Genomic DNA, 25,474 nt, shown 5'->3' on the forward strand with positions numbered 1-25,474 from the left:
TTGCTTCATTCTCCCAGGTAGGGTTATCCGGGAGAGTAAGCATGACATTAATGGCTGGCAATTCGTCGGGTGCAACCGAATGGCTACAGCGCGCAAAAGCGTTGCGCCAGGAGCAGCTCAGCAAGCTGGCACAGCTGGGCGTACTGGTGAATGGCATTAGCCAACTGGTGCATATGCTACAGTGCGAGCGCGGTGCATCAAACGTCTGGCTCTGCTCACAGGGTAAGCTCTATGCCCCCGAATGCAAAGCCAGCCGGGCGCTGGTGGATGAAAATCTCACCATACTGTATGGCATTCTGGATAGACACTCCCCAGTGCCGGGCAGCGCCGTATGTGAGCGCATCGCCGCTGCGTTGCAGAGCCTTGAATCACTCCCCGCCCTGCGAGAAGGGGTGAACCAACAAACCGTTACCGCCCCGCAGGCGATGGAACATTACTGTCGCATGCTTCGCCATCTGCTCAGTATCGTGCCGCAGCTCAACGACAGTATTGACGATCCGCAACTGGCGGGGCGTTTTGTTGCCCTGTACAGCCTGATGCAGGGCAAAGAGCTGGCGGGACAAGAGCGGGCGCTGGGGGCTATCGGCTTCACGCAGGGTTTTTTTGATGATGTCACCCGCCAGAGGCTGGTGGATCGCATTGACGGGCAGCAGGCCTGTTTTGAGATCTTTTTAAGCCACAGCCCGGCGGATGTGCAGAGCACCTTTTCCCGGGACTGCCAGCCCGACCGCGAGACGGAGCAACTCCGGCGTGTGGCCTGTACCCGCCAGCCTGCTGCGGATAATGGCGATACGGCGTTGAACTGGTTCGCCCTGCAAACGTCGCGTCTTGAGCACCTGCGCACCCTGGAGGAGATGGTTATCGCCGACCTGATGCTGGCGGTTGATGAGCGTATCCATCATGACCCTCAACATCCGGTAAGTGCCGATGAGAATGACGATCCGCTCGCGCTTTATCCGGACAAACCTTTGCTGCCGCTGGTTCGCCAGCAGGCTCGTGAAATAGAACAGCTTTCCCGCCAGCTCGCGACGCTGCGCGATACGCTGGAAGAGCGCAAGACCATTGATAAAGCCAAAAGCGTGCTGATGACCCACCACAATATGAGTGAGGAACAGGCGTGGACGGCGCTGCGCAAAATGGCGATGGATAAGAACCAGCGCATGGTGGATATCGCCCGCGCGCTGCTTAGCGTGAAGCGATTATGGCAGCTAACCCCTAAGGAGTAGCTGCACAATCAGTGGGCACGTTGTGCCTGATTGAGGTGCGTTTTTGCAGAGCCAGTGGGGCAAAAGCCACAAAAACAAGGCATTAAAACCTGGCATTCGCTTTGCATTAATTCAGTAACCAATTTTGACGGTGCGCCAACGGCGGTGCATCAGTCTTCGGGATAAAGGCGTCCAGCGGTGCTTCGGCACCGTCGGGCGCTTTTTTTTGTCTTTTTTTCAGGAGTGGTCATGGCGGATTTGTCGAGACGGCGGTTTTTGCAGGCCAGCGTGCTGGCGAGCAGTGCAATGTTGTTACCGGGTGTCATGCAGGCCGCGTGGGCGGCAGGCTCGGATAAACCCGAGCAGGAGACGGTGCGCATCGGGTTTATCCCGCTGACCGACTGCGCTCCGGTGGTCATCGCGGCGCTGAAAGGGTTCGATAAAAAGCATGGCATTACCATCGTGCCCACCAAAGAGGCGAGCTGGGCGGCCGTGCGCGACAAGTTAGTCGCGGGGGAGCTGGACGCGGCGCACATTCTTTACGGTCTGCTGTACGGACTGGAACTGGGGATCGCCGGTAAGCCACAGCAGATGGCGAATCTGATGACCCTCAACCAGAACGGCCAGGCGATTACGCTCTCTGCCGATCTGGCAGAGAAGGGCGTTCGCGATCTCGACGGGCTGAAGAAACTGATTGGTCAGCAGGCACCGGGCACGTACACCTTCGCGCATACCTTCCCGACGGGCACGCACGCCATGTGGCTCTACTACTGGCTGGCCAGTGCGGGCATTAACCCGTTCGACGATGTTCGCACCGTGGTGGTACCGCCGCCGCAGATGGTGATGAACATGCGTATTGGCAATATGGTCGGCTTTTGCGTCGGCGAGCCGTGGAATGCCCGGGCCATTAACGATCGCATCGGTTTTACCGCTGCAACGTCGCAGTCTATCTGGGCTGACCACCCGGAAAAAATCCTCGGTACCCGTCGCGACTGGGTGGAGAAAAATCCGCACACCGCGCGGGCGCTGGTGAGCGCAGTACTGGAAGCCGCGCGCTGGATCGACGCTTCACCGGAAAACAAACGTGAAACGGCGCAGATCCTCTCGCGTCGCGCATGGCTGAACACCAAAGAGCAGTACCTCACCGGACGGATGCTGGGTGAGTACGACAACGGGGTGGGCACGCGCTGGCAGGACGCGCATCCGATTCGTTTCTTCAACGAGGGGGCTGTGAGCTACCCGTATCTCTCCGACGGCATGTGGTTCTTAACCCAGTTCCGCCGCTGGGGTTTGCTCAAAGCCGCGCCGGACTACGCGGGCATCGCGCAGCGCATTAACCAGACCGCGGTCTGGCAGGATGCCGCCACCGCGGTGGGGGGCATTACCACACCGACTTCACCACTACGCAGTAGCACCCTGATGGACGGCACCGTCTGGAACGGTACCGATCCTGAAGGCTATGCCAACCGCTTCGCTATTCACCGTAAAGGGGCCTGATTATGCAGCATCTGCACAGCACGAAAGCAAAACACGAGACGCCGGTGAGTGGCGAGGTGATTACCCTGCCACCGGTTCAGGTTCGCCGTCATCCTCCGGCGATTGCCCGCCGGATTAACGACGTGCTCCAGCGTATCATTCCGGCGCTGCTGGGGCTGGGGCTGCTGGTGGTGCTCTGGCAACTGGCGGCAATCAACAGCAAAGGCTTCCCGACGCCGCTGAGCACGCTGGATTCTGCCATCACCCTGTTTGCCGATCCGTTTTATCGCGACGGGCCAAACGACATGGGGATCGGCTGGAACGTGCTTGCCTCCCTGCAGCGCGTGGCGGTGGGCTTTGGCCTGGCCGCGTTAGTCGGTATCCCGCTCGGTTTTCTGATTGGCCGTTTCACCTTTTTCTCACGCATGTTCAGCCCGCTGATTGCGCTGCTGCGCCCGGTCAGCCCATTGGCCTGGCTGCCTATCGGCCTGCTGCTGTTCCAGAAAGCAGAGCCGGCTTCCAGCTGGACCATTTTTATCTGTTCGATCTGGCCAATGGTGATTAACACCGCCGAAGGGGTACGCCGTATTCCGCAGGATTACCTCAACGTCGCCCGTGTGCTGCAGCTTTCTGAGTGGACCATTCTGCGTCGGATCCTCTTCCCGGCGGTGCTGCCGGCGGTGTTGACCGGGGTACGTCTTTCCATCGGTATCGCCTGGCTGGTGATTGTCGCCGCCGAAATGCTGACAGGCGGCTTAGGGATCGGTTTCTGGATCTGGAATGAGTGGAACAACCTCAACGTAGAAAACATTCTCATCGCCATCGTCATCATTGGCGTGGTCGGGTTACTGCTGGAGCAGGGGCTGATGCTGATCGCCCGTCGCTTTAGCTGGCAGGAAAAATAAGGAGCGAACATGAAACCGATCATTCAGGTCCAGGCCGTAAGCCAGCGTTTTTCTACCGCCAGCGGTGAATTTCTGGCGCTGCAGAACGTCTCGTTTGATATCCACGAAGGGGAAACCGTGAGCCTGATTGGCCACTCCGGTTGCGGCAAATCAACACTGCTGAACCTAATCGCCGGGATCACGCTGCCGACGGAAGGGGGATTGATTTGCGACAACCGTGAAATTGCGGGTCCGGGACCGGAGCGTGCGGTGGTCTTTCAGAACCACTCCCTGCTGCCGTGGCTGACCTGTTTCGACAACGTTGCGCTGGCGGTCGATCAGGTGTTCCGCCACACCATGAGCAAGGCGGAGCGTCGGGAGTGGATTGAACACAACCTCGATCGCGTGCAGATGGGGCACGCCCTGCATAAACGCCCGGGGGAGATCTCAGGCGGCATGAAGCAGCGCGTGGGCATTGCCCGTGCGCTGGCGATGAAGCCGAAAGTGTTGCTGATGGATGAACCGTTTGGCGCGCTGGATGCGCTGACGCGCGCCCATCTTCAGGACTCGGTGATGCAAATTCAGCAGGCGCTCAACACCACCATTGTGCTCATCACCCACGACGTGGACGAAGCGGTGCTGCTCTCTGACCGCGTGCTGATGATGACCAACGGCCCGGCGGCGACTGTCGGCGAAATTCTGGAGGTTGACCTGCCGCGTCCGCGTAACCGGGTGCAGCTGGCGGACGACAGCCGCTACCACCACATGCGCCAGCAGATCCTCCATTTCCTCTATGAAAAACAGCCCAAAGCGGCGTAGTGGGGGCACCACGATGCGACTGGTCATTATCGGCAATGGAATGGCAGCGACACGGCTGATTGCCTCGCTGACCGGGCGTGTGCCTGGCCGCTTCGCGATCACCGTGTTGGGTGAGGAGCCTGAGCATGCGTACAACCGCATCCAGCTTTCGCCGGTGCTGGGTGGGGAAAAACGCCCGGAACAGATCCGCCTGCAGGACGATGCCTGGTACCGCGAGCGCGGCGTCACGGTTCTCAGGGGGCAAAAGGTGCTCGCCGTGGACGTGGTGAAACGGGAAATCCGTACCGCGCGGACCACGCTGGCGTGGGATGAACTGGTCTTCGCCACCGGGTCGATACCGTTCGTGCCACCGATCCCCGGGTGCGATGCGCCACACGTCTTTACCTTCCGCCGCCTTGAGGATACGCGAGCCATTGCGCAGATCCCGGGGCCAGCGGTGGTGTTGGGTGGTGGCGTGCTGGGTGTTGAGACGGCAGCGGCGCTGGCACAGACTTGTGACAACGTCACGCTGGTGCATCGCGGACCGTGGTTGATGGAACAACAGCTGGATCGGCAGGCGGGGCTGTTGCTGGAGGCGGCGCTGGCGGAGCGCGGTGTGCGCTGCGAACTGTCGTCCGGGATCGCGGCAATCGCGCCAGATTCAGTAACGCTGCTCAACGGACGCCAGGTTAGCGCCGCGCGCGTGGTGCTGGCTACCGGCGTACAGCCCAACATCGCCCTGGCAAGCGCCAGCGGTATTCACTGCGCCCGCGGCATTGTGGTCAACCCGCAGATGCAGACCTCCGTTCCGGCTATCAGCGCCATCGGGGAGTGCTGCGAAATCGACGGTCAGACGTTTGGCCTGGTTGCCCCCTGTCTGGCACAGGCGGACATTCTCGCCGCCCGACTGGCAGGGGACGCCCCCGCGCCATTTGCCCTTACCGACGGTGGGATGCGCCTTAAGGTCACCGGCGTGGAGCTCTTCAGCGTCGGGCGCGTAACGGCGCAACCGGAGGATACGGTCTGGGACGCGTGGGATCCGCTGACCCGTCACTACCGTCGCTTACTGATCCATCGCGGTGCGCTGGCGGGCGTACTGCTGATGGGCGATTGCCGCAGCGCGGCAACATTTACCGATTTACTGGCAACGGCTGCGCCCGCACACGTGGACTGGCTGTTCGATCGATTCTCTACGACGCAACCGCAGGTTGCAGGACAGAACGCTATGACAAAACCTACTCTGGTGGTGGTTGGGCACGGTATGGTCGGCCACCATTTTCTTGAAGACTGCGTAAACCGCAATCTGCATCAGCAATACCAGATTGTCGTCTTTGGCGAAGAGCCTTATGCCGCTTACGACCGCGTACATCTCTCAGAGTATTTTGGCGGCCGCAGCGCGGAGTCCCTCTCGCTGGTGGAGGGCGATTTCTTTGCCAGACACGGCATAGAGTTGCGTCTGTCGCAGCAGATCGTCGCCATCGATCGCGATACGCACGTGGTGCGTACCGCCAGCGGCCACGAAACCCACTGGGACAAACTGGTGCTGGCGACCGGCTCGTATCCGTTTGTTCCGCCAGTGCCGGGTAACACGCTGCCGGGCTGCTTTGTCTACCGCACGCTGGACGATCTCGATAACATTGCCGCGCATGCGAAGGGATCCCGACGCGGGGTGGTCATTGGCGGTGGCCTGCTCGGGCTGGAGGCGGCCAATGCCCTCAAACAGCTGGGGCTTGAAACCCACGTGGTGGAATTCGCACCCAATCTGATGGCGGTACAGCTCGACAACGACGGCGCGGCAATGCTGCGTAAAAAAATTGAAGCGCTCGGCGTCGGGGTTCACACCAGCAAGGCCACCACCGAAATCGCGGCCACCGACGACGGTCTGGTCCTGCGCTTTGCCGACGGTGAACAGCTGGACACCGATATGGTGGTCTTCTCTGCCGGGATCCGCCCGCAGGATGCGCTGGCACGCAGCAGCGGTCTGGTGACGGGCGAGCGCGGCGGGATCTGCATTGATACCGCCTGCCAGACCTCAGATAAGGACATCTTCGCCATCGGAGAATGTGCGCTGTGGGAAGGCAAAATCTTCGGTCTGGTGGCGCCGGGTTACCAGATGGCACGCGTGGTGGCGGCCACGCTGGCGGGTGAGGAGAAATCCTTCACCGGCGCGGATATGAGCACCAAGCTTAAGCTGCTGGGCGTGGACGTGGCTTCGTTTGGGGATGCCCATGGCCGTACGCCGGGGGCATTGAGCTACCAGTGGACCCACGGCCCGCAGCAAATCTATAAAAAAATTGTCGTCAGCCATGACAACAAAACGCTGCTCGGCGGCGTGCTGGTGGGGGATGCCAGCGAATACGCCACGCTGGTGCAGATGATGCTTAACGGAATCAACCTGCCGAAAGAGCCTGAAACGCTCATCTTGCCAGCCTTCTCCGGTAGCGCGCCAAAAGCGCTGGGGGTGGCGGCGTTGCCGGAAAGCGCGCAGATCTGCTCCTGTCATAACGTCAGCAAAGGCGATATCTGCCAGGCAGTGAGCGCCGGTGCGACGGACATCGGCGCCATCAAGCAGTGCACCAAAGCGGCGACCGGCTGCGGTGGGTGCAGTGCGCTGGTGAAACAGGTGATGGAGTTCCAGCTGGCTGAGCAGGGCGTGGAGGTGAAAAAAGATATCTGTGAGCACTTCCCGTACTCACGTCAGGAGATATATCACCTGGTGCGGGTCAACCATATTCGTACCTTCGACCAGCTGATTAGCCGCTACGGCCAGGGGCACGGCTGTGAGATCTGTAAACCGCTGGTGGGGTCAGTGCTGGCCTCCTGCTGGAACGAATACCTGCTGAAACCGGCGCATTTGCCGCTGCAGGACACCAACGACCGCTACTTTGCCAATATTCAGAAGGACGGCACGTACTCCATCGTGCCGCGTATGCCCGCCGGGGAAGTAACGGCCGACGGGCTGATTGCTATCGGGCAGATCGCAAAGCGCTACGGGCTGTACAGCAAGATCACCGGCGGGCAGCGTATTGACCTGTTTGGAGCCACGCTCGACCAGTTGCCGGAGATCTGGCAGGCGCTGGTGGAGGCCGGGTTTGAAACCGGGCATGCGTACGGTAAATCCCTGCGTACCGTGAAATCCTGCGTCGGGTCAACCTGGTGTCGCTATGGCGTGCAGGACTCCACCGGCCTTGCGGTCAAACTGGAGCACCGTTACAAGGGGCTGCGCGCGCCGCACAAAATCAAAATGGCGGTGTCCGGCTGTACCCGCGAGTGTGCCGAGGCGCAAAGCAAAGATGTCGGCGTGATCGCCACGGACAAGGGCTGGAATCTCTATCTGTGCGGCAACGGCGGCATGAAGCCGCGACATGCGGATCTCTTCGCCAGCGATCTGGATGAAGAGACGCTGATCCGTACCGTCGACCGTTTTCTGATGTTCTACATTCGCACGGCGGATCGCCTGCAGCGGACCAGCACCTGGATGGACAACCTTGAAGGCGGTCTCGACTATCTGCGGGAGGTGATCCTCGATGACAGTCTCGGCATTGCGCAGGAGCTGGAGCAGGAGATGGCCCGTGTGGTGGAAACGTATCAGTGTGAATGGCAGACCACGCTTAACGATCCGAACCGTCTGGCGCTGTTCCGCACGGCGGTGAACGGTCCGGCGACGGAAGAGAGCAAACGCTGGCAGGAAATTTGCGGTCTGGATGAGATCCCGGAGCAGGCGGGGATCGGCGCCCGGCTGGGGCGTAAGCCGATCGCGCTGTTCCGCTTTGGCAAAGCGGTCTATGCCCTTGACGATCGGGAGCCAGGCAGCGATGCGAACGTGCTGTCACGCGGTATTCTTGGCGATGCGGCGGGTGAGCCGGTGGTTATCTCGCCGCTCTATAAACAGCGTATTCGCCTGCGCGACGGCTGCCAGGTGGATAACGGTGAGCCTGCGGTGCGCGCCTGGCCGGTGAAAATTGAAAACGGCAAGGTGTGGGTGGGGAACGACGCGTTGCTGGTCCGTGCGGAGGCATCATGAATGAAACCCGAACAACCTGCCCGTACTGCGGCGTCGGTTGCGGCGTGGTGGCCCGGGTTGAGGGCGACAAGGTCACGGTGCGCGGCGATGAACGCCATCCCGCCAGTTTTGGACGGCTGTGTGTCAAAGGCGCGGCGTTAGGTGAAACCACGGGCCTGCAGGGGCGGCTATTGCACCCGGTGGTGGACGGGCTGGAGGTGGAGTGGTCGCAGGCGTTAAGCGCGGCCGGCGAGCGGTTACGGGCGATTATCGACACCTGGGGGCCGCAGGCGGTGGCGTTTTACGCCTCCGGCCAGCTACTCACCGAGGATTACTACGCTGCCAATAAGCTGATGAAAGGGTTTATCGGCGCGGCGAACATCGATACCAACTCGCGGCTCTGCATGTCGTCGGCAGTAGCAGGCTATAAGCGCGCATTTGGCGAAGATGTGGTGCCGTGCAGCTATGAGGACGTGGAGAACAGCGATCTGGTGGTGCTGGTGGGTTCAAACGCGGCATGGACGCATCCGGTGCTTTATCAGCGGCTGGTTCAGGCGCGGCAAAACAATCCGCAAATGAAAGTGGTGGTGATCGATCCGCGTAAAACCGCCACCTGTGATATCGCCGACCTGCATCTGGCGCTCGCGCCCGGCAGTGACGCCGGGCTGTTTGTCGGTTTGCTCAACCTGATTCAGGGAACTGACGACTGGCCGATTGCCCGCGTGGCCGGGTTTTGTGGTCTCGATGCACAGGAAATTGCCACATTTTACGACTGGTTCCTTACGGCGCCGCGTGCCATTACGCTCTACACCATGGGGATCAACCAGTCTTCCAGCGGCAGCGACAAGTGCAATGCCATCATTAACGTTCATCTTGCCAGCGGGAAATTTGCCCGTCAGGGCTGCGGGCCGTTTTCGCTGACCGGCCAGCCAAACGCGATGGGGGGACGGGAAGTAGGGGGCCTCGCGAATCAGCTGGCGGCGCACATGAACTTCGAGCCGGACGATCTCTCGCGGGTGGCGCGCTTCTGGGGGACAGAACGGCTGGCGCAAACCCCAGGCCTGATGGCAGTAGAGCTGTTTGACGCCATTGCCCGTGGTGAGGTAAAGGCGGTATGGATCATGGGCACCAATCCGGCTGTCTCGCTGCCGGACAGTCATGCGGTATGCCAGGCGCTGGCGAATTGCCCGCTGGTCATTGTTTCTGAGGTAATGCAGGAGACCGACACCAGCCGCTACGCCCATATCCGTTTTCCGGCGCTGGGCTGGGGAGAGAAAAACGGTACGGTCACCAACTCCGAACGGCGGATCTCGCGCCAGCGCGCCTTTCTGGCTGCCCCGGGCCAGGCAAAACCGGACTGGTGGATAGTTGCGCAGGTGGCGAAACAGCTGGGCTATGGTGAGGCCTTTGCCTGGGAACATCCGCAGGAGATTTTTTGTGAACATGCGGCGCTGTCGGCGTTTGAGAATGACGGGGCACGGGCGTTTAATCTGCATGCGCTGGCGGGACTTACCCGTGAGGCGTGGGATCAGCTTGAGCCTTATCAGTGGGCGGCGGGCGATTTTCCCCACCGGAATATGGTGCCCGTTGACCCGCGTCTGCACGGCGCGGCGCCAGATGCGCTATACCCGTTGCTGCTGAATACCGGACGCATCCGCGATCAATGGCATACCATGACCCGTACGGGATATGTTCCCGGGCTGATGCAGCATATCTCTGAGCCCTGCGTTGAGATCTGCGCCGCAGATGCCGCGCGTTTCGCCCTTTGCGACGGGCAACTGGCGCGGATCAGCTCTCCGCGTGGAGTGATGGTGGCCAGAGTACGTATCAACGATGGACAAAGGGAGGGGGAAGTATTCGCGCCCATGCACTGGAATGCGCAGTTTGCCCGTCAGGGAAAGGTCAATACGCTGGTGGAAGGGCGCTGCGATCCGCAGTCCGGCCAGCCGGAAAGTAAACAGACCGCCGTCAGGATCATGCCATGGCAGCCTGAATGGCAGGGAGAGCTGTATGCCCGTGTGCTGCCGGAACTGCCGCCTTCGGTACACTGGTGGCGCAAAGCCTCGCGCCTGACGGTGGCGGGTGACGAACCGTTGATGCCGTGGGTGAAGACGTATGCTGAACAGCAGGGCTGGCAGCTGCAACTTGCCCGAACGGATGCGCGCAGCAGCGTGCTGGCGTGGCATCACGGCGAACTGATGCTCGGCTTCTGGGAGGGCACTACGTTGCCAGCGCTGGCGCATGCGACTATTGAAGAGGCTTTTCGTCGGGCTCCTGAGACGCATGCGGAGCGACATGCGCTCCTGAACGGCGCGAGTGCGGGGGAGAGGGTCGATCCGGGACGCATAATCTGCAGCTGTTACTGCGTCGGGGAAAATGCGATACGGGAGGCGATTGTCGGCGGGTGCGGCTCCGTCGCAGAGTTGGGGGCGAAACTACGGTGTGGCACCAACTGCGGCTCCTGCGTGCCGGAACTGAAAGGGCTGTTTGGATAATGGTCTAAGAGTGTCTGGTGGCGGTTTCGCCTGACCCGACCTGCCGGTCGGAACGAATTTTTAGGTCGGGTAAGGCGACAATCATGTTCAGGATAATCCTGAAATTTGCGCTAAGACTGCATTTCACAGCTTATCGCGTTAACATTAAAAGCGTTGCCTCATAAACACAGGTTCTTATTTACGACGTTGATGGCTGTATCGTCCCGCATTCGCTTTCTGTTATTACTCCCACTTCTTACGGCGGGTGCCGTTCACGGTGCCCCGAATTCCTTTATGCATCAGGCAGAAAACCCCTTTGATAACAACGGGGACAGTTTGCCCGATCTCGGCATGGCGACGCCAACAGACGAGGGGGAAAAGCACCTGGCCGAAATGGCAAAAGCCTTTGGCGAAGCCAGTATGACCGATAACGGCCTCACCACCGGTGAGCAGGCGCGTCAGTTCGCGTTTGGTCAGGTGCGTGACGCAGTGAGCGGCGAGGTGAATCAGCAGATTGAGTCCTTGCTCTCGCCGTGGGGCAACGCCAGCGTCAATTTACTGGTGGATGACGACGGGAACTTTAACGGCAGCAGCGGGAGCTGGTTCATCCCCTGGAATGATAACAACCGTTACCTGAGCTGGAGCCAGCTGGGGCTGACGCAGCAGAGTGACGGCCTGGTGAGCAATGCCGGCATCGGTCAGCGCTGGGTCGCCGGAAAATGGCTGCTCGGCTATAACACCTTTTACGACAACCTGCTGGATGAAAACCTGCAGCGTGCCGGGCTTGGCGCAGAAGCGTGGGGCGAGAATCTGCGTCTGTCGGCCAATTACTACCAGCCTTTTGCCAGCTGGCGCGACAGTTCCGACGTGCAGGAGCAGCGCATGGCGCGCGGCTATGACGTGACCGCGAAAGCCTGGCTTCCCTGGTTTCACCACTTCAACACCAGCGTTAGCTTCGAGCAATATTTTGGTGACAACGTCGACCTGTTCAACAGCGGAACCGGCTATCACAACCCGGTCGCGGTCAACCTGGGACTCAACTATACCCCGGTGCCACTGGTCACCCTGACCGCGGCGCATAAGCAAGGCGAGAGTGGGGTGAGTCAGAACAACCTTGGGCTTAAGCTCAACTATCGCTTTGGCGTGCCGCTTTCAAAGCAACTTTCCGCCAGCGAAGTCGCCGCCACCCGTTCTCTGCGCGGCAGTCGCTATGACTCGCCGGAGCGGGATAATCTACCGGTGATGGAGTTCCGCCAGCGCAAAACGCTCTCTGTCTGGCTGGCGACCCCGCCGTGGGATCTGAAAGGGGGCGAGACCGTGATGCTCAAGCTTCAGGTGCGCAGCACGCACGGTATCCGCCAGATCCACTGGCAGGGCGATACCCAGGCACTGAGCCTGACCTCGCCGGCCAACAGTCACAGCAGCGAGGGCTGGAGCGTGATTATGCCTGCCTGGGATGACAGTGAAGGGGCGAAAAACCGCTGGCACCTGTCGGCGGTGGTTGAAGATGAAAAAGGGCAGCGCGTCTCATCCAATGAGATCACGCTGACGGTGGTGCAGCCGCTTGTCGCGTTGCCTGACGATGACCCGCGGTGGAAGTTGCTGCCGGATGAGTAATCCTCAGAAAATACGCTCCTGATGCACCCATACGGCGGCTTCAACACGGGATTTTAACTTCATCTTCTTCAGCATATGTTTCACATGCACCTTGACCGTGCTTTCGGTGATATCCAGACGACGGGCGATCATTTTGTTCGGCAGACCCTGGGCAATCAGCTTCAGAATATCGCGCTCGCGCGGGGTTAACTGGCTGACATCGCGATCGGAGGTGGCGCGGTTTGCCCGCAGGCTGGCGGCCAGCACCGGGGTTAACGCCTCGCTGAGTACCATTTCGCCTGCGGCAGCCTGTTGCAGGGCCTTGAGCAGATCTTCCGGCTCCATGTCTTTCAGCAGGTAGCCGTCTGCACCGCGTTTTAGCGCTGTGACCACGTCCTCTTCATGGTTTGAGACGCTGAACACCACCACGCGTCCGGACAGCGATTTTTCGCGAAGCTTATCGAGCGTCTCCAGACCGTTCATGCCTGGCATGTTCAGATCGAGCAGGATCAAATCAGGATCAAGCGATTCGGCAAGCTCAATGCCCTGTTCACCGTTGCTGGCTTCACCAACGACGGTGATATCAGGTGCCATGCTGACCAGCTGTTTTACGCCAGTACGCAGCATCGGATGGTCGTCAATCAACAGGATGGATGCCGGTTCCTGATTAGTCATGGGTTTCTCCGTGGATAGTTGTGAGCGGTTTTTCGGGGATAAAGGTGACGACCACTTCTGTGCCACCTGTCTCTCGCCGGCGAACCTGGCAGTCACCGCGCAGGCTTTGGGCGCGGTCTCGCATGATAATTAAACCGTAATGGTTTGTCCGTTCGGCATTTTCCGGCACGCCGCGGCCGTTGTCATGAACCGTAAGCTTCACCTGATTATCGTGCTGGCTAACGGTCACCGTCACCGCCGTCGCGTCAGCGTGTTTCAGCACGTTGCTCAGCGCTTCGCGGGCGATCTGCAGTAAATGAATGGCCTGATGCGATGGCACAAAGCGGGGCGGTAACTGGTAATCGAGCTTCACCGGGAAGCCCAGTCTTGCGCTAAATTCGTGGCAGCTTGCTTCCAGCGCCGGGCGCAGACCCGGCTCGGTGAGCTGCAGGCGGAAGGTGGTCAACAGCTCGCGAAGCTGTACCCAGGAAGTATTCAGCTCGTTGCGGATCTGGCTCAGCAGCTGTTTGTTGCTTTCCGGCATTTCTGCGGCCTGCATTTGCAGACAGCTTACCTGCATTTTCATACAGGAGAGCGACTGGGCAATGGAGTCATGGAGTTCGCGGGCGATGGTGGCGCGCTCTTCCATCACGATCAGCTGCTGCTGCTTCTCCTGATGGCGGTCGAGGGCCAGCGTGGCCGTCAGCTGTTCAACCAGCGTATCCACCAGTTGCTGCTGGTCGTGGCTCAGATGACGCCCGGCGGGCAGGGTCGCCAGCAGAATACCGTACTGGGTATGACTGTCCGTCAGCCGCCATTTTAGCGTCGTGCCGCTGGTGGTCAGCGGCGGTAAACCGCGTGGGCACAGGTGACACCCTTTGTCATCGCAGGTGACGTCAGACTGACAGGTAAACTCCTGGTGATTTTCTTCATCTTCCATGTCGTACACCCGTAGCTCCAGGTCGTGCAACAGGGTGAGCTTTTGCAGACCATTCAGAACCGGTGAAAGGCGTTCACACAGCGGCACCTGCATATGCAGACGGCGGTTAGCCTGCCAGAGGAAGGAGAGGATCTCGTTTTTCTGCTCAAGCCCGGCGGTCTTCTCCTGCACGCGTTTTTCCAGCACCGCGTAACTCTCGGAAAGCTCGGCCGACATGGTGTTCAGCGCCTGGCCCAGCATCGCCATTTCGTTACGTCCGCTGATGTGGGTACGCTGGGTAAAATCTCGTGCGGTCACCGCGCGGGCCATCGCCAGCAATTGCTTCCAGGGGTTCAGCAGCCGCGCGCGCAGCCAGACAATGGTGAAAATCAGCAGCAGGCCCATAAACAGCGCCATCGCACGGTGGATCATGACCACCCGGTCGATACGTAATTCGGTGGTTTGATCGAAAGAGGAGACCAGGGTATCAATGCGTGAAACGAACCCGGCGACGTCACGGGCAACGGTATCAGGGGTTTTCGCCTGTTTTAAACCCGGCTCCAGCTGGGTATGCCAGTAGCCCTGAAGGGCTTTAAGCTGGGGTTCCTGACCGGCACGTATCGCAGCGCTTTCCAGTTCAGGACTGAACGCCGTATGCTCCATATCGTCGATCAGCTTCTGATCGTCCTGGGTTAATGGCACCGAGGCCAGCAGACGATAACTCTGCATGCGTAGGGAGCCTGCCTCGTTGATGGCATGCGCGTTACCCTGTACGCCCTGTACCAGCCAGCCGGAAATCGCCATGCCGGTCACACCGATGGCGGTGGACAGCAAAACGATCAGTGCCAACTGGTTAACGAGTGTCAGCGGAGATAAACATCTTTTTAACATAGAGTTGCCGGGCTCCTGACGTGGCCTGCTTGCAGGAATGGCGCTATTCTGGTGCATACCCTGGAGTATACCCATACCAATAAAGGATTACCTCTAAATTGCCAGAGGGGTAAGGCTCAGGGGGAGGGAATGACCGGGAGTCGTCAGTCCTGTGAAAAACCACGTCTTTTTTACCACATTGTCCTACTCACTAAGGATGATGGCTTTTTTTTCGCCGCAAATCCTCCCACTTTTCCTTTGATTTATATCAACTTACCGCCGCCCTAAAACCCTAATGTTTGCAGCATCATTCGAGAATCAGAGGTGTCTATGAGTCACACATCCGCTCCCGAAAGGGAAAATGGTGCCGTTATAACTGACTGGCGTCCGGAAGATCCGGCGTTCTGGCAGCAGCGCGGCCACCGTGTCGCAAGCCGAAATCTGTGGATTTCCGTTCCATGTTTATTGTTAGCGTTTTGCGTATGGATGTTATTCAGCGCAGTAGCGGTGAACCTGCCTAAGGTCGGTTTTACCTTTACCACCGATCAGCTGTTTATGCTGACCGCGCTGCCGTCGCTGTCGGGAGCCTTGCTGCGCGTGCCTTACGCGTTCATGGTGCCGGTTTTTGGCGGCCGTCGCTGGACGGCGTTCAGTACCGGTATCATGATCGTGCCTTGCGTGTGGCTCGGTTTTGCCGTGCAGGACACCTCTACGCCGTTTAGCGTGTTCGTGATCATCTCTCTGCTCTGTGGCTTTGCGGGCGCAAACTTCGCCTCCAGCATGGCAAACATCAGCTTCTTCTTCCCGAAAGCGAAGCAGGGTGGTGCGCTGGGGATCAACGGCGGCCTGGGTAACATGGGCGTCAGCGTAATGCAGCTGATTGCACCGCTGGCAATCTCCGTCTCTATCTTCGCGGCGTTTGGCGGCGGTGGTGTGACGCAGGCAGATGGCTCTTCCCTGTATCTGCAAAACGCGGCCTGGATCTGGGTACCGTTCCTGGTGATCTTTACCCTCGCGGCCTGGTTCTTTATGAATGACCTGTCTGCGTCGAAGGCATCCCTGAGCGAGCAGTTGCCGGTGCTGAAGCGTGGACACCTGTGGGTGATGGCGCTGCTGTATCTTGCGACCTTCGGCTCGTTCATTGGTTTCTCCGCGGGCTTTGCCATGCTGTCGAAAACCCAGTTCCCGGAAGTACAGATCCTGCAGTTCGCCTTCTTTGGGCCGTTTATTGGTGCGCTGGCGCGTTCGCTGGGCGGTATGATCTCTGACCGTCTGGGCGGGACCCGCGTGACGCTGATTAACTTCGTTGTGATGGCGGTATTCTGTGCGCTGCTGTTCCTGACGCTGCCAGCCGACGGCCAGGGGGGGAACTTCATCGCCTTCTTCGGCGTGTTTATGGTGCTGTTCCTGACGGCCGGGCTGGGCAGTGCCTCCACCTTCCAGATGATTTCCGTGATTTTCCGTAAGCTGACCATGGACCGCGTGAAAGCGCAGGGCGGTAGCGAAGAACAGGCCATGCGCGAAGCGGCAACGGATACGGCGGCAGCGCTGGGCTTTATCTCCGCGATTGGTGCAATCGGTGGCTTCTTTATTCCAAAAGCGTTCGGGATCTCGCTGGACCTGACCGGCTCCCCGGCTGGCGCCATGAAAGTTTTCCTCGTGTTCTATATTGCCTGCGTCGCGATCACGTGGCTGGTATATGGCCGTAATTCCAATAAAAATAAGTAAGTTTGATTATCCGTTTACGCGACCTTCGGGTCGCGTTTTTTTTATCCTCTCAATAGTTACAACATACTCATTGCTTTTAAACATTCCGCCTGCAGGTAACGCTGTGATCGCCATCGCTTTTCAGCCGAGCCTACCCCTTAATACCCGAGATGTTAAAAACAGGCGGGCTTATTGTACGATAAATAAAAAATACCTCTAAAAATCATCATGATATAAAAATAAAAATGCTACCGCTTTGGTGGTATTCGTTATAACACCTCACTTCATAGTCCCCCTCCGTCTTGATCGTTATCAATTCTCCCTTTCTTACAGGACGTTACTTTCGCTGCAAATCAGCAATGTCGATTTAGAGAGCCACAGGCTCCACACAGGAGATACCCGATGAGCAAATTTTTGGACCGGTTTCGCTACTTCAAACAGAAGGGTGAAACTTTTGCCGATGGGCACGGCCAGGTTCTGGATACCAACCGGGACTGGGAAGACGGTTACCGCCAGCGCTGGCAGCATGACAAAGTCGTCCGTTCGACCCACGGCGTGAACTGCACTGGCTCGTGTAGCTGGAAGATTTTCGTTAAAAACGGTCTGGTGACCTGGGAAATGCAGCAGACCGACTATCCGCGCACCCGCCCGGATATGCCGAACCATGAACCGCGTGGCTGCCCGCGTGGTGCCAGCTACTCCTGGTATCTCTACAGTGCGAACCGTCTTAAATATCCTCTGATGCGCAAGCGCCTGATGAAAATGTGGCGTGAAGCGAAGGTGCAGCACAGCGATCCGGTAGAGGCGTGGGCATCCATCATCGAAGACGCCGACAAAGCGAAAAGCTTCAAGCAGGCGCGTGGCCGCGGTGGTTTTGTTCGCTCCTCCTGGAAAGAGGTGAATGAGCTGATTGCCGCCTCTAACGTCTATACCGTCAAAACTTACGGTCCTGATCGCGTGGCAGGCTTCTCGCCGATCCCGGCGATGTCGATGGTCTCTTACGCTTCCGGTGCGCGCTATCTTTCCCTGATTGGGGGAACCTGTCTGAGCTTCTACGACTGGTACTGCGACCTGCCGCCAGCGTCTCCACAGACCTGGGGTGAGCAGACCGACGTGCCGGAGTCTGCCGACTGGTATAACTCCAGCTACATTATCGCCTGGGGCTCAAACGTACCGCAGACCCGAACCCCGGACGCGCACTTCTTTACTGAAGTCCGTTACAAAGGCACCAAAACCGTTGCGGTGACCCCGGACTACGCCGAAATTGCCAAGCTGTGTGATCTGTGGCTGGCGCCTAAACAGGGTACTGACTCGGCGATGGCGCTGGCGATGGGCCACGTCATGCTGCGTGAATTCCACCTCGATAAACCAAGCCAGTACTTCACCGATTACGTGCGTCGTTATACCGACATGCCAATGCTGGTGATGCTGGAAGAGCGCGACGGTTACTATGCCGCGGGCCGTACGCTGCGTGCTGCCGATCTGGTGGACGCGCTGGGCCAGGAAAACAACCCTGAGTGGAAAACCGTCGCGTATAACAGCAACGGCGAACTGGTGGTGCCAAACGGTTCAATCGGCTTCCGCTGGGGTGAGAAGGGCAAATGGAACCTTGAACAACGTAACGGTACAACCGGCGAAGAGACCGAGCTGCGTCTGAGCATGCTGGGCAGCCAGGATGAGATCGCCGAAGTGGGCTTCCCGTACTTCGGCGGCGAAGGTTCTGAACATTTCAACAAGGTTGAGCTACAGAACGTCCTGATGCACAAACTGCCGGTGAAACGCCTGCAGCTGGCCGACGGCTCCAGCGCCCTGGTGACCACCGTGTATGACCTGACCCTGGCTAACTATGGCCTGGAGCGTGGTCTGAACGATGAAAACTGCGCGACCAGCTATGACGATGTGAAAGCGTATACGCCAGCCTGGGCGGAGCAGATCACCGGCGTACCGCGTGCGCAGATCACCCGTATCGCCCGTGAATTCGCAGAAAACGCCGATAAGACTCATGGTCGCTCGATGATTATCGTCGGTGCCGGTCTGAACCACTGGTATCACCTCGATATGAACTATCGCGGCCTGATCAATATGCTGATCTTCTGCGGCTGTGTCGGTCAGAGCGGTGGCGGCTGGGCGCACTACGTGGGCCAGGAAAAACTGCGTCCGCAGACCGGCTGGCAGCCGCTGGCGTTTGCCCTCGACTGGCAGCGTCCAGCGCGTCATATGAACAGCACCTCTTATTTCTATAACCACTCCAGCCAGTGGCGCTACGAGACGGTTACCGCGCAGGAGCTGCTGTCGCCGATGGCGGATAAATCCCGCTACAGCGGCCACCTGATCGACTTCAATGTCCGCGCTGAACGCATGGGCTGGCTGCCGTCCGCGCCTCAGTTGGGTACAAACCCGCTGCGCATTGCAGAAGAGGCGAAGAAAGCGGGGATGTCGCCGGTGGATTACACCGTTAAATCCCTGAAAGACGGTTCAATCCGTTTTGCGGCAGAGCAGCCGGAAAACGGTAAAAATCATCCGCGTAACCTGTTTATCTGGCGCTCCAACCTGCTGGGCTCGTCCGGTAAAGGCCACGAGTACATGCTGAAATACCTGCTCGGTACCGAAAACGGTATTCAGGGCAAAGATCTTGGCAAGCAGGGTGGCGTGAAGCCGGAAGAAGTAGAGTGGAAAGACAACGGTCTCGACGGCAAGCTGGATCTGGTGGTGACCCTCGACTTCCGTCTCTCCAGTACCTGCCTGTACTCCGATATCGTGCTGCCTACCGCCACCTGGTATGAAAAAGACGACATGAATACCTCGGATATGCATCCGTTTATTCATCCGCTGTCCGCGGCCGTTGACCCGGCGTGGGAATCAAAAAGCGACTGGGATATCTACAAGGACATCGCGAAGAAATTCTCTGAAGTCTGCGTAGGGCACCTGGGCAAAGAGACCGACGTGGTGACGCTGCCTATCCAGCACGACTCCGCCGCCGAACTGGCGCAGCCGCTGGATGTGAAGGACTGGAAAAAAGGCGAGTGTGACCTGATCCCGGGCGTAACGGCGCCGCACATTATTCCGGTGGAACGTGACTACCCGGCGACCTATGAGCGCTTTACCTCTATCGGCCCGCTGATGGAAAAAATCGGTAACGGTGGGAAAGGGATTGCCTGGAACACCCAGAGCGAAATGGATCTGCTGCGCAAGCTCAATTACACCAAAGCGGACGGCCCGGCCAAAGGCCAGCCAATGCTGAACACGGCGATTGATGCGGCAGAGATGATCCTGACCCTGGCGCCGGAAACCAACGGCCAGGTTGCCGTGAAGGCCTGGAAAGCGCTGAGTGAATTCACCGGCCGCGACCACACGCATCTGGCGCTCAACAAAGAAGACGAAAAAATCCGCTTCCGCGATATTCAGGCGCAGCCGCGCAAAATTATCTCCAGCCCGACCTGGTCTGGCCTGGAAGATGAACATGTCTCTTATAACGCCGGGTATACCAACGTTCACGAGCTGATCCCATGGCGTACTCTGTCCGGTCGTCAGTCGCTGTATCAGGATCACCAGTGGATGCGTGACTTCGGTGAAAGCCTGCTGGTTTACCGTCCGCCAATCGACACCCGCTCCGTGAAAGCGGTAATGGGCGCGAAATCGAACGGTAACCCGGAGAAGGCGCTGAACTTCCTGACGCCGCACCAGAAGTGGGGGATCCACTCTACTTATAGCGACAACCTGCTGATGCTGACCTTGTCGCGCGGTGGTCCGATTGTCTGGATGAGTGAAGCGGATGCCAAAGATCTGGGTATTGAAGATAACGACTGGATCGAAGTGTTCAACAGCAACGGTGCCCTGACGGCGCGTGCGGTGGTGAGCCAGCGCGTACCGGCCGGGATGACCATGATGTACCACGCGCAGGAACGTATCGTGAACCTGCCGGGTTCAGAGATCACCGAGCAGCGCGGCGGTATTCACAACTCCGTGACCCGTATTACGCCGAAGCCGACGCACATGATCGGTGGCTATGCACAGCTGGCCTACGGCTTTAACTACTACGGCACGGTAGGGTCTAACCGCGATGAGTTCGTGGTGGTACGTAAGATGAAAAATATTAACTGGTTAGACGGCGAAGGTAATGACCAGGTACAGGAGAGCGTAAAATGAAAATTCGTTCACAAGTCGGCATGGTGCTGAATCTGGATAAATGCATCGGCTGTCATACCTGCTCAGTCACCTGTAAGAACGTCTGGACCAGCCGCGAAGGGATGGAATACGCCTGGTTCAACAACGTGGAAAGCAAGCCGGGTACCGGCTTCCCGACCGACTGGGAAAACCAGGAGAAGTGGAAGGGTGGCTGGATCCGTAAAATCAATGGTAAGCTGCAGCCGCGCATGGGTAACCGTGCGATGCTGCTGGGTAAAATCTTCGCCAACCCGCATCTGCCGGGTATCGAAGATTATTACGAGCCGTTTGACTACGACTACCAGAACCTGCATAACGCGCCGGAAAGTAAGCACCAGCCAATTGCCCGTCCTCGCTCGCTGATCACCGGTCAGCGCATGGACAAAATTACCAGCGGTCCAAACTGGGAAGAAATTCTGGGCGGCGAGTTCGAAAAACGCGCCAAAGACCAGAACTTCGAAAACATGCAGAAGGCGATGTATGGCCAGTTCGAAAACACCTTCATGATGTACCTGCCGCGCCTGTGCGAGCACTGCCTCAACCCGGCGTGCGTGGCGACCTGCCCGAGCGGTGCCATCTACAAACGTGAAGAGGATGGCATCGTCCTGATCGACCAGGACAAGTGCCGCGGCTGGCGTATGTGCATCACCGGCTGCCCGTACAAAAAAATCTATTTCAACTGGAAGAGCGGTAAGTCTGAGAAGTGCATCTTCTGCTACCCGCGTATCGAAGCCGGGATGCCGACCGTCTGCTCCGAGAGCTGCGTAGGCCGTATTCGTTACCTCGGCGTGCTGCTGTATGACGCGGACGCGATTGAAAATGCCGCGAGCACCGAGAACGAGAAAGATCTGTATCAGCGTCAGCTGGACGTATTCCTTGACCCGAACGATCCGAAAGTGATTGAACAGGCGCTGAAAGACGGTATTCCGCAAAGCGTCATCGATGCCGCGCAGCAGTCTCCGGTCTACAAAATGGCGATGGACTGGAAGCTGGCGTTGCCGCTGCATCCGGAATACCGCACGCTGCCGATGGTCTGGTACGTGCCGCCTCTGTCGCCGATTCAGTCAGCCGCGGATGCAGGCGAGCTGGGCAGCAACGGCATTCTGCCGGACGTGGAGAGCCTGCGTATCCCGGTTCAGTACCTGGCAAACCTGCTGACCGCAGGCGATACCCAGCCGGTGCTGCTGGCGCTGAAACGTATGCTGGCGATGCGCCACTTCAAACGTGCGGAAACCGTGGACGGCGTGACCGACACCCGTGCGCTGGAAGAGGTCGGCCTGACCGAAGCGCAGGCGCAGGAGATGTACCGCTACCTGGCCATTGCCAACTACGAAGACCGTTTCGTGGTACCGAGCAGCCATCGTGAGCTGGCGCGTGAAGCCTTCCCGGAGAAAAACGGTTGTGGCTTTAGCTTTGGCGACGGTTGCCACGGGTCTGACAGCAAATTCAACCTGTTCAACAGCCGCCGCATCGATGCCATGGATGTGACCAGCAAAACGGAGCCGCACCCATGATTGAACTCGTGATTGTTTCGCGTCTGCTGGAGTACCCGGATGCTGCGCTGGCGCAGCATCAGCAGGAACTCTTTGATGCACTCGCGTCCTCTGAAAACCTGGATAAAGAAGATGCCCAGACACTGGGCGTTTTCCTCCGCGACCTGTTAGCGCGCGATCTTCTTGATGCGCAGGCGGATTACAGTCAGCTGTTTGATCGCGGTCGCGCAACCTCGCTGCTGCTGTTTGAACACGTTCACGGTGAATCCCGCGATCGGGGGCAGGCAATGGTGGATCTGATGGCCCAGTACGAGCAGCACGGCCTGCAGCTTGACAGTCGCGAGCTGCCGGATCATCTGCCGCTGTACCTGGAGTATCTGGCGCAGTTGCCAAAAGAAGAGGCGCTGGGTGGTCTGCAGGACATCGCGCCGATTCTGGCGTTGCTCAGCGCCCGTCTTCAGCAGCGCGAGAGCCGCTATGCGGCGCTGTTCGGGGTGCTGGTGAAGCTGGCGAATGCCTCGGTCGACAGTGAAAAAGTGGCGGAGAAAATTGCGGACGAAGCCCGCGATGACACGCCACAGGCGCTGGATGCGGTCTGGGAAGAAGAGCAGGTGAAATTCTTTGCTGACCAGAGTTGCGGCGAATCTGAAATTTCGGCTCACCAGCGCCGTTTTGCCGGCGCGGTTGCCCCGCAATATTTGAATATCTCTAACGGAGGACGGCACTAATGCACTTCCTGAATATGTTCTTCTTTGACATTTACCCGTATATCGCGGGCACCGTGTTCCTGGTGGGAAGCTGGCTGCGTTATGACTATGGCCAGTACACCTGGCGTGCTGCCTCCAGCCAGATGCTGGATCGCAAAGGGATGCACGTTGCGTCTAACCTGTTCCACATCGGTATTCTGGGGATTTTTGCCGGTCACTTCCTGGGGATGCTGACGCCACACTGGATGTATGAAGCGTGGCTGCCCATCGAAGTGAAGCAGAAGATGGCGATGATCGCCGGTGGCGCTTGCGGCGTGATGACCCTGGTGGGTGGTCTGCTGCTGCTCAAACGCCGTCTGTTCAGCCCGCGCGTGCGGGCTACTACGACCACGGCGGATATCCTGATCCTCTCTCTGCTGATGGTTCAGTGCGCACTGGGTCTGCTGACCATTCCATTCTCGGCGCAGCATATGGACGGCAGCGAGATGATGAAGCTGGTGGGATGGGCGCAGTCCGTAGTGACCTTCCACGGTGGTGCATCTGAACATCTGGACGGGGTGGCGTTTATCTTCCGCCTGCACCTGGTGCTGGGTATGACCCTGTTTGTGCTGTTCCCGTTCTCTCGTCTGGTGCACATCTGGAGCGCGCCGGTGGAGTACCTGACGCGCAAATACCAGATTGTGCGTGCCCGTCGCTAATTTGTCGTTTTGATACTAACCCCGCATTCGCGGGGTTTTTTTTCGCCCCAGCCCAGGTTATTGCCCGCCGCAGCAAACAGGATCAACGCGCCGCCCGCCAGTTGGGTAATATCCAGCGAATGCCCGAAGACCACATTATCGACAACGATCGCCACTACCGGATAGATAAAGGACAGTGAACCGGTAATGGGCGTCGGAAGTTTTTGGATGGCGCTATACAGCAGCTGATACATGATACCGGTATGGACAATGCCCAGCGTCAGTAAAATTGGCCACGGAAAATCAGCGGACAAGGCGGGCATATGGGCAAACGGCAGTAGCATTACCACGCCTGTCAGCACCTGAATAAAGGCTATATGCTGTGGCGCGATGGATTTCAGTTTGCGGGCAATTATCGCCGTCAACGCGTAGAAGAAGGCCGCACCCAGTGCCAGACCAATCCCCGCGAGCCAGCCAGAGCCATGCGTTCCGGAGAGTTCGCTGGAGAGTAAAATCACCACCCCACCGAAGGCGAGAAGCAGCCAGCCCCATTTGACCAGACTGACGCGTTCGCCTAAAAACATACCCATCATCACCAGCATAAAGGGCTGAGTGTTATAGACCACAGTGGAAAGGCCAATCGAAATACGTTCATAGGCCGCGAACAGCAGCAGCCAGTTCACCACTAATGCTACCCCACCCAGAATAGCCAACAGCAGAGAAGTGCGGGTGAGGGGACTAAAGGGCTTTTGGCTCATTCGAATGAAAATGAACAGTGCGATCGCGCCTATCAGACAGCGCCAGAAAACCACTTCTGACACTGGTAGTCCGGAGAGTAAAACAAACGCGCCAATCGAGCCGGAAATTAACATCGCCAGGCTCATTTGCCAGACGCCTTTATGTAAATCACGCATCATTCACCTCCTGGTTGGTGACGCTATTGTCGAAAATTGCTGTCGGGTTTTACAGGGTTGAGATAAGGTTAAATACGCGAATGGCTTTTTAAAATTAGGTGAAAACGATGGAATACCTTCTCGATGATATCGATCGACAAATTTTGGCTTGTCTGGTGGAAGATGCGCGTATGTCGCTCAAGGTACTCAGCGGCCGTATCGGTCTGACCTCGCCCAGCACGGCAGAACGCCTGAAAAGGCTGGAAGAGCGTGGTGTGATTCAGGGGTATGGTGCACGGGTGAATCTGGCGGCGTTAGGCTATACGCTGCAGGCACTGGTGCGGGTTCGCCCGTTGCCAGGATTGTTACATAAAGTGGATAAGTACATTCAGGCGATGCCGGAGTGCATAGAGAGCGACAAAGTGACTGGTGAAGACTGTTTTGTTATCCGGTTAGCGGTGCGGTCAATTGAGCAACTGGATGTGTTGCTGGATGGTCTGTCGGAGCATGCCCAGTGTAATACGTCGATCGTGAAGAGCTCGCCGGTGAAGCGACGCTTGCCGCCGATGTAGTCGTCTGTCGCCGGATGGCGACTGCGCTTTACCCGGCCTACGAAAGTGTGCTCAGTTTGGTTTTGTTATGATTTTTTTGAATTGATGGTGGTGGGGGAAGGATTCGAACCTTCGAAGTCGATGACGGCAGATTTACAGTCTGCTCCCTTTGGCCGCTCGGGAACCCCACCAGGGGTAATTCAAATTTTGAGGTCTTGCTGAGAAATGGTGGTGGGGGAAGGATTCGAACCTTCGAAGTCGATGACGGCAGATTTACAGTCTGCTCCCTTTGGCCGCTCGGGAACCCCACCACGGGGTAATGCTTTTACTGGCCTGCTTCCTGCTGGAAGCGGGGCGCATCATATCAAATGACACGCCCCTGTAAAGCGTTAGCACAAGAAAA

At 58.3% G+C, this 25,474-nt stretch carries 16 protein-coding genes and 2 tRNA genes; 13 read left to right on the forward strand and 5 right to left on the reverse strand.

From position 1 onward, the window contains the following. The first annotated feature begins 41 nt into the window (after positions 1-41). The 7 genes from nasR (at position 42) to NQ842_RS10830 (ending at position 12,457) form a co-directional block, all read left to right on the forward strand. The gene (gene nasR / locus NQ842_RS10800; RefSeq protein WP_257256830.1) at positions 42-1,226 is read left to right on the forward strand and encodes a nitrate regulatory protein NasR; all 1,185 of its coding nucleotides are present in this window, start codon (positions 42-44) and stop codon (positions 1,224-1,226) included. A gap of 228 nt (positions 1,227-1,454) precedes the next feature. Continuing rightward, positions 1,455-2,702 carry a CmpA/NrtA family ABC transporter substrate-binding protein gene (locus tag NQ842_RS10805; RefSeq protein ID WP_029882726.1) on the forward strand — a complete coding sequence of 416 codons (1,248 nt, stop codon included), beginning with the start codon at positions 1,455-1,457 and terminating at the stop codon, positions 2,700-2,702. A 2-nt stretch (positions 2,703-2,704) separates the two neighbouring features. Next, positions 2,705-3,586 carry a nitrate ABC transporter permease gene (gene ntrB, locus NQ842_RS10810; protein ID WP_257256831.1) on the forward strand — a complete coding sequence of 294 codons (882 nt, stop codon included), beginning with the start codon at positions 2,705-2,707 and terminating at the stop codon, positions 3,584-3,586. A 9-nt stretch (positions 3,587-3,595) separates the two neighbouring features. Further along, the gene (locus NQ842_RS10815; protein ID WP_013096250.1) at positions 3,596-4,384 is read left to right on the forward strand and encodes an ABC transporter ATP-binding protein; all 789 of its coding nucleotides are present in this window, start codon (positions 3,596-3,598) and stop codon (positions 4,382-4,384) included. A gap of 13 nt (positions 4,385-4,397) precedes the next feature. Beyond that, positions 4,398-8,387, forward strand: a complete 3,990-nt coding sequence (nirB, locus tag NQ842_RS10820) for a nitrite reductase large subunit NirB (protein ID WP_257256832.1) — start codon at positions 4,398-4,400, stop codon at positions 8,385-8,387. Further along, a complete protein-coding gene (locus tag NQ842_RS10825; RefSeq protein ID WP_257256833.1) occupies positions 8,384-10,861 on the forward strand; it encodes a nitrate reductase in 2,478 nt (825 codons plus the stop codon). Before nirB ends, NQ842_RS10825 begins: the two co-directional genes overlap by 4 nt. Positions 10,862-11,050: 189 nt before the next feature. Next, positions 11,051-12,457 (forward strand): YchO/YchP family invasin, encoded by a 1,407-nt coding sequence (locus NQ842_RS10830; protein ID WP_043951652.1) that lies wholly within the window; start codon positions 11,051-11,053, stop codon positions 12,455-12,457. A gap of 3 nt (positions 12,458-12,460) precedes the next feature. On the opposite strand, the gene narL is transcribed toward NQ842_RS10830, so the two are convergent. Together narL and narX are read right to left on the reverse strand one after the other, a co-directional pair. Continuing rightward, positions 12,461-13,111, reverse strand: coding sequence for a two-component system response regulator NarL (narL, locus tag NQ842_RS10835; protein WP_003856701.1), 651 nt, complete (start codon positions 13,109-13,111; stop codon positions 12,461-12,463). Next, positions 13,104-14,900 (reverse strand): nitrate/nitrite two-component system sensor histidine kinase NarX, encoded by a 1,797-nt coding sequence (gene narX, locus NQ842_RS10840; RefSeq protein WP_192545042.1) that lies wholly within the window; start codon positions 14,898-14,900, stop codon positions 13,104-13,106. Before narX ends, narL begins: the two co-directional genes overlap by 8 nt. Positions 14,901-15,209: 309 nt before the next feature. Between narX and NQ842_RS10845 the strand changes: the two genes are divergently transcribed. The 5 genes from NQ842_RS10845 to narI all read left to right on the forward strand — a co-directional run bounded on the left by NQ842_RS10845 (position 15,210) and on the right by narI (position 23,648). Beyond that, positions 15,210-16,607: a NarK family nitrate/nitrite MFS transporter gene (locus NQ842_RS10845; RefSeq protein WP_047361565.1), complete on the forward strand. Its 1,398-nt coding sequence runs from the start codon at positions 15,210-15,212 to the stop codon at positions 16,605-16,607. 381 nt (positions 16,608-16,988) lie between these two features. Beyond that, positions 16,989-20,732, forward strand: coding sequence for a nitrate reductase subunit alpha (locus NQ842_RS10850; RefSeq protein WP_038419839.1), 3,744 nt, complete (start codon positions 16,989-16,991; stop codon positions 20,730-20,732). Further along, a complete protein-coding gene (gene narH / locus NQ842_RS10855; RefSeq protein WP_013096257.1) occupies positions 20,729-22,264 on the forward strand; it encodes a nitrate reductase subunit beta in 1,536 nt (511 codons plus the stop codon). The genes NQ842_RS10850 and narH overlap by 4 nt, the downstream gene beginning before the upstream one ends. Next, entirely contained in the window at positions 22,261-22,971 is a 711-nt protein-coding gene (gene narJ / locus NQ842_RS10860; RefSeq protein ID WP_038419837.1) for a nitrate reductase molybdenum cofactor assembly chaperone, read from the forward strand. Before narH ends, narJ begins: the two co-directional genes overlap by 4 nt. Then, on the forward strand, positions 22,971-23,648 hold the full coding sequence (narI, locus tag NQ842_RS10865; RefSeq protein WP_013096259.1) for a respiratory nitrate reductase subunit gamma: 678 nt from the start codon (positions 22,971-22,973) through the stop codon (positions 23,646-23,648). Before narJ ends, narI begins: the two co-directional genes overlap by 1 nt. Here narI and NQ842_RS10870 read toward each other — a convergent pair. Continuing rightward, positions 23,645-24,541, reverse strand: coding sequence for a DMT family transporter (locus NQ842_RS10870; RefSeq protein WP_046887698.1), 897 nt, complete (start codon positions 24,539-24,541; stop codon positions 23,645-23,647). The two genes, narI and NQ842_RS10870, sit on opposite strands and share 4 nt — an antisense overlap. A 107-nt stretch (positions 24,542-24,648) precedes the next feature. On the opposite strand from NQ842_RS10870, the gene NQ842_RS10875 reads away from it, so the two are divergent. Beyond that, the gene (locus tag NQ842_RS10875; RefSeq protein ID WP_014832257.1) at positions 24,649-25,092 is read left to right on the forward strand and encodes an Lrp/AsnC family transcriptional regulator; all 444 of its coding nucleotides are present in this window, start codon (positions 24,649-24,651) and stop codon (positions 25,090-25,092) included. Positions 25,093-25,177: 85 nt separating this feature from the next. Here NQ842_RS10875 and NQ842_RS10880 read toward each other — a convergent pair. Continuing rightward, positions 25,178-25,262: transfer RNA gene (locus tag NQ842_RS10880), tRNA-Tyr, on the reverse strand. Between the two features lie 35 nt (positions 25,263-25,297). Continuing rightward, positions 25,298-25,382: transfer RNA gene (locus NQ842_RS10885), tRNA-Tyr, on the reverse strand. Positions 25,383-25,474 lie beyond the last annotated feature (92 nt).

The organism is Enterobacter cloacae complex sp. R_G8 (assembly GCF_024599795.1).
In the GTDB taxonomy this organism is placed as follows: Bacteria; Pseudomonadota; Gammaproteobacteria; order Enterobacterales; family Enterobacteriaceae; genus Enterobacter; species Enterobacter dissolvens.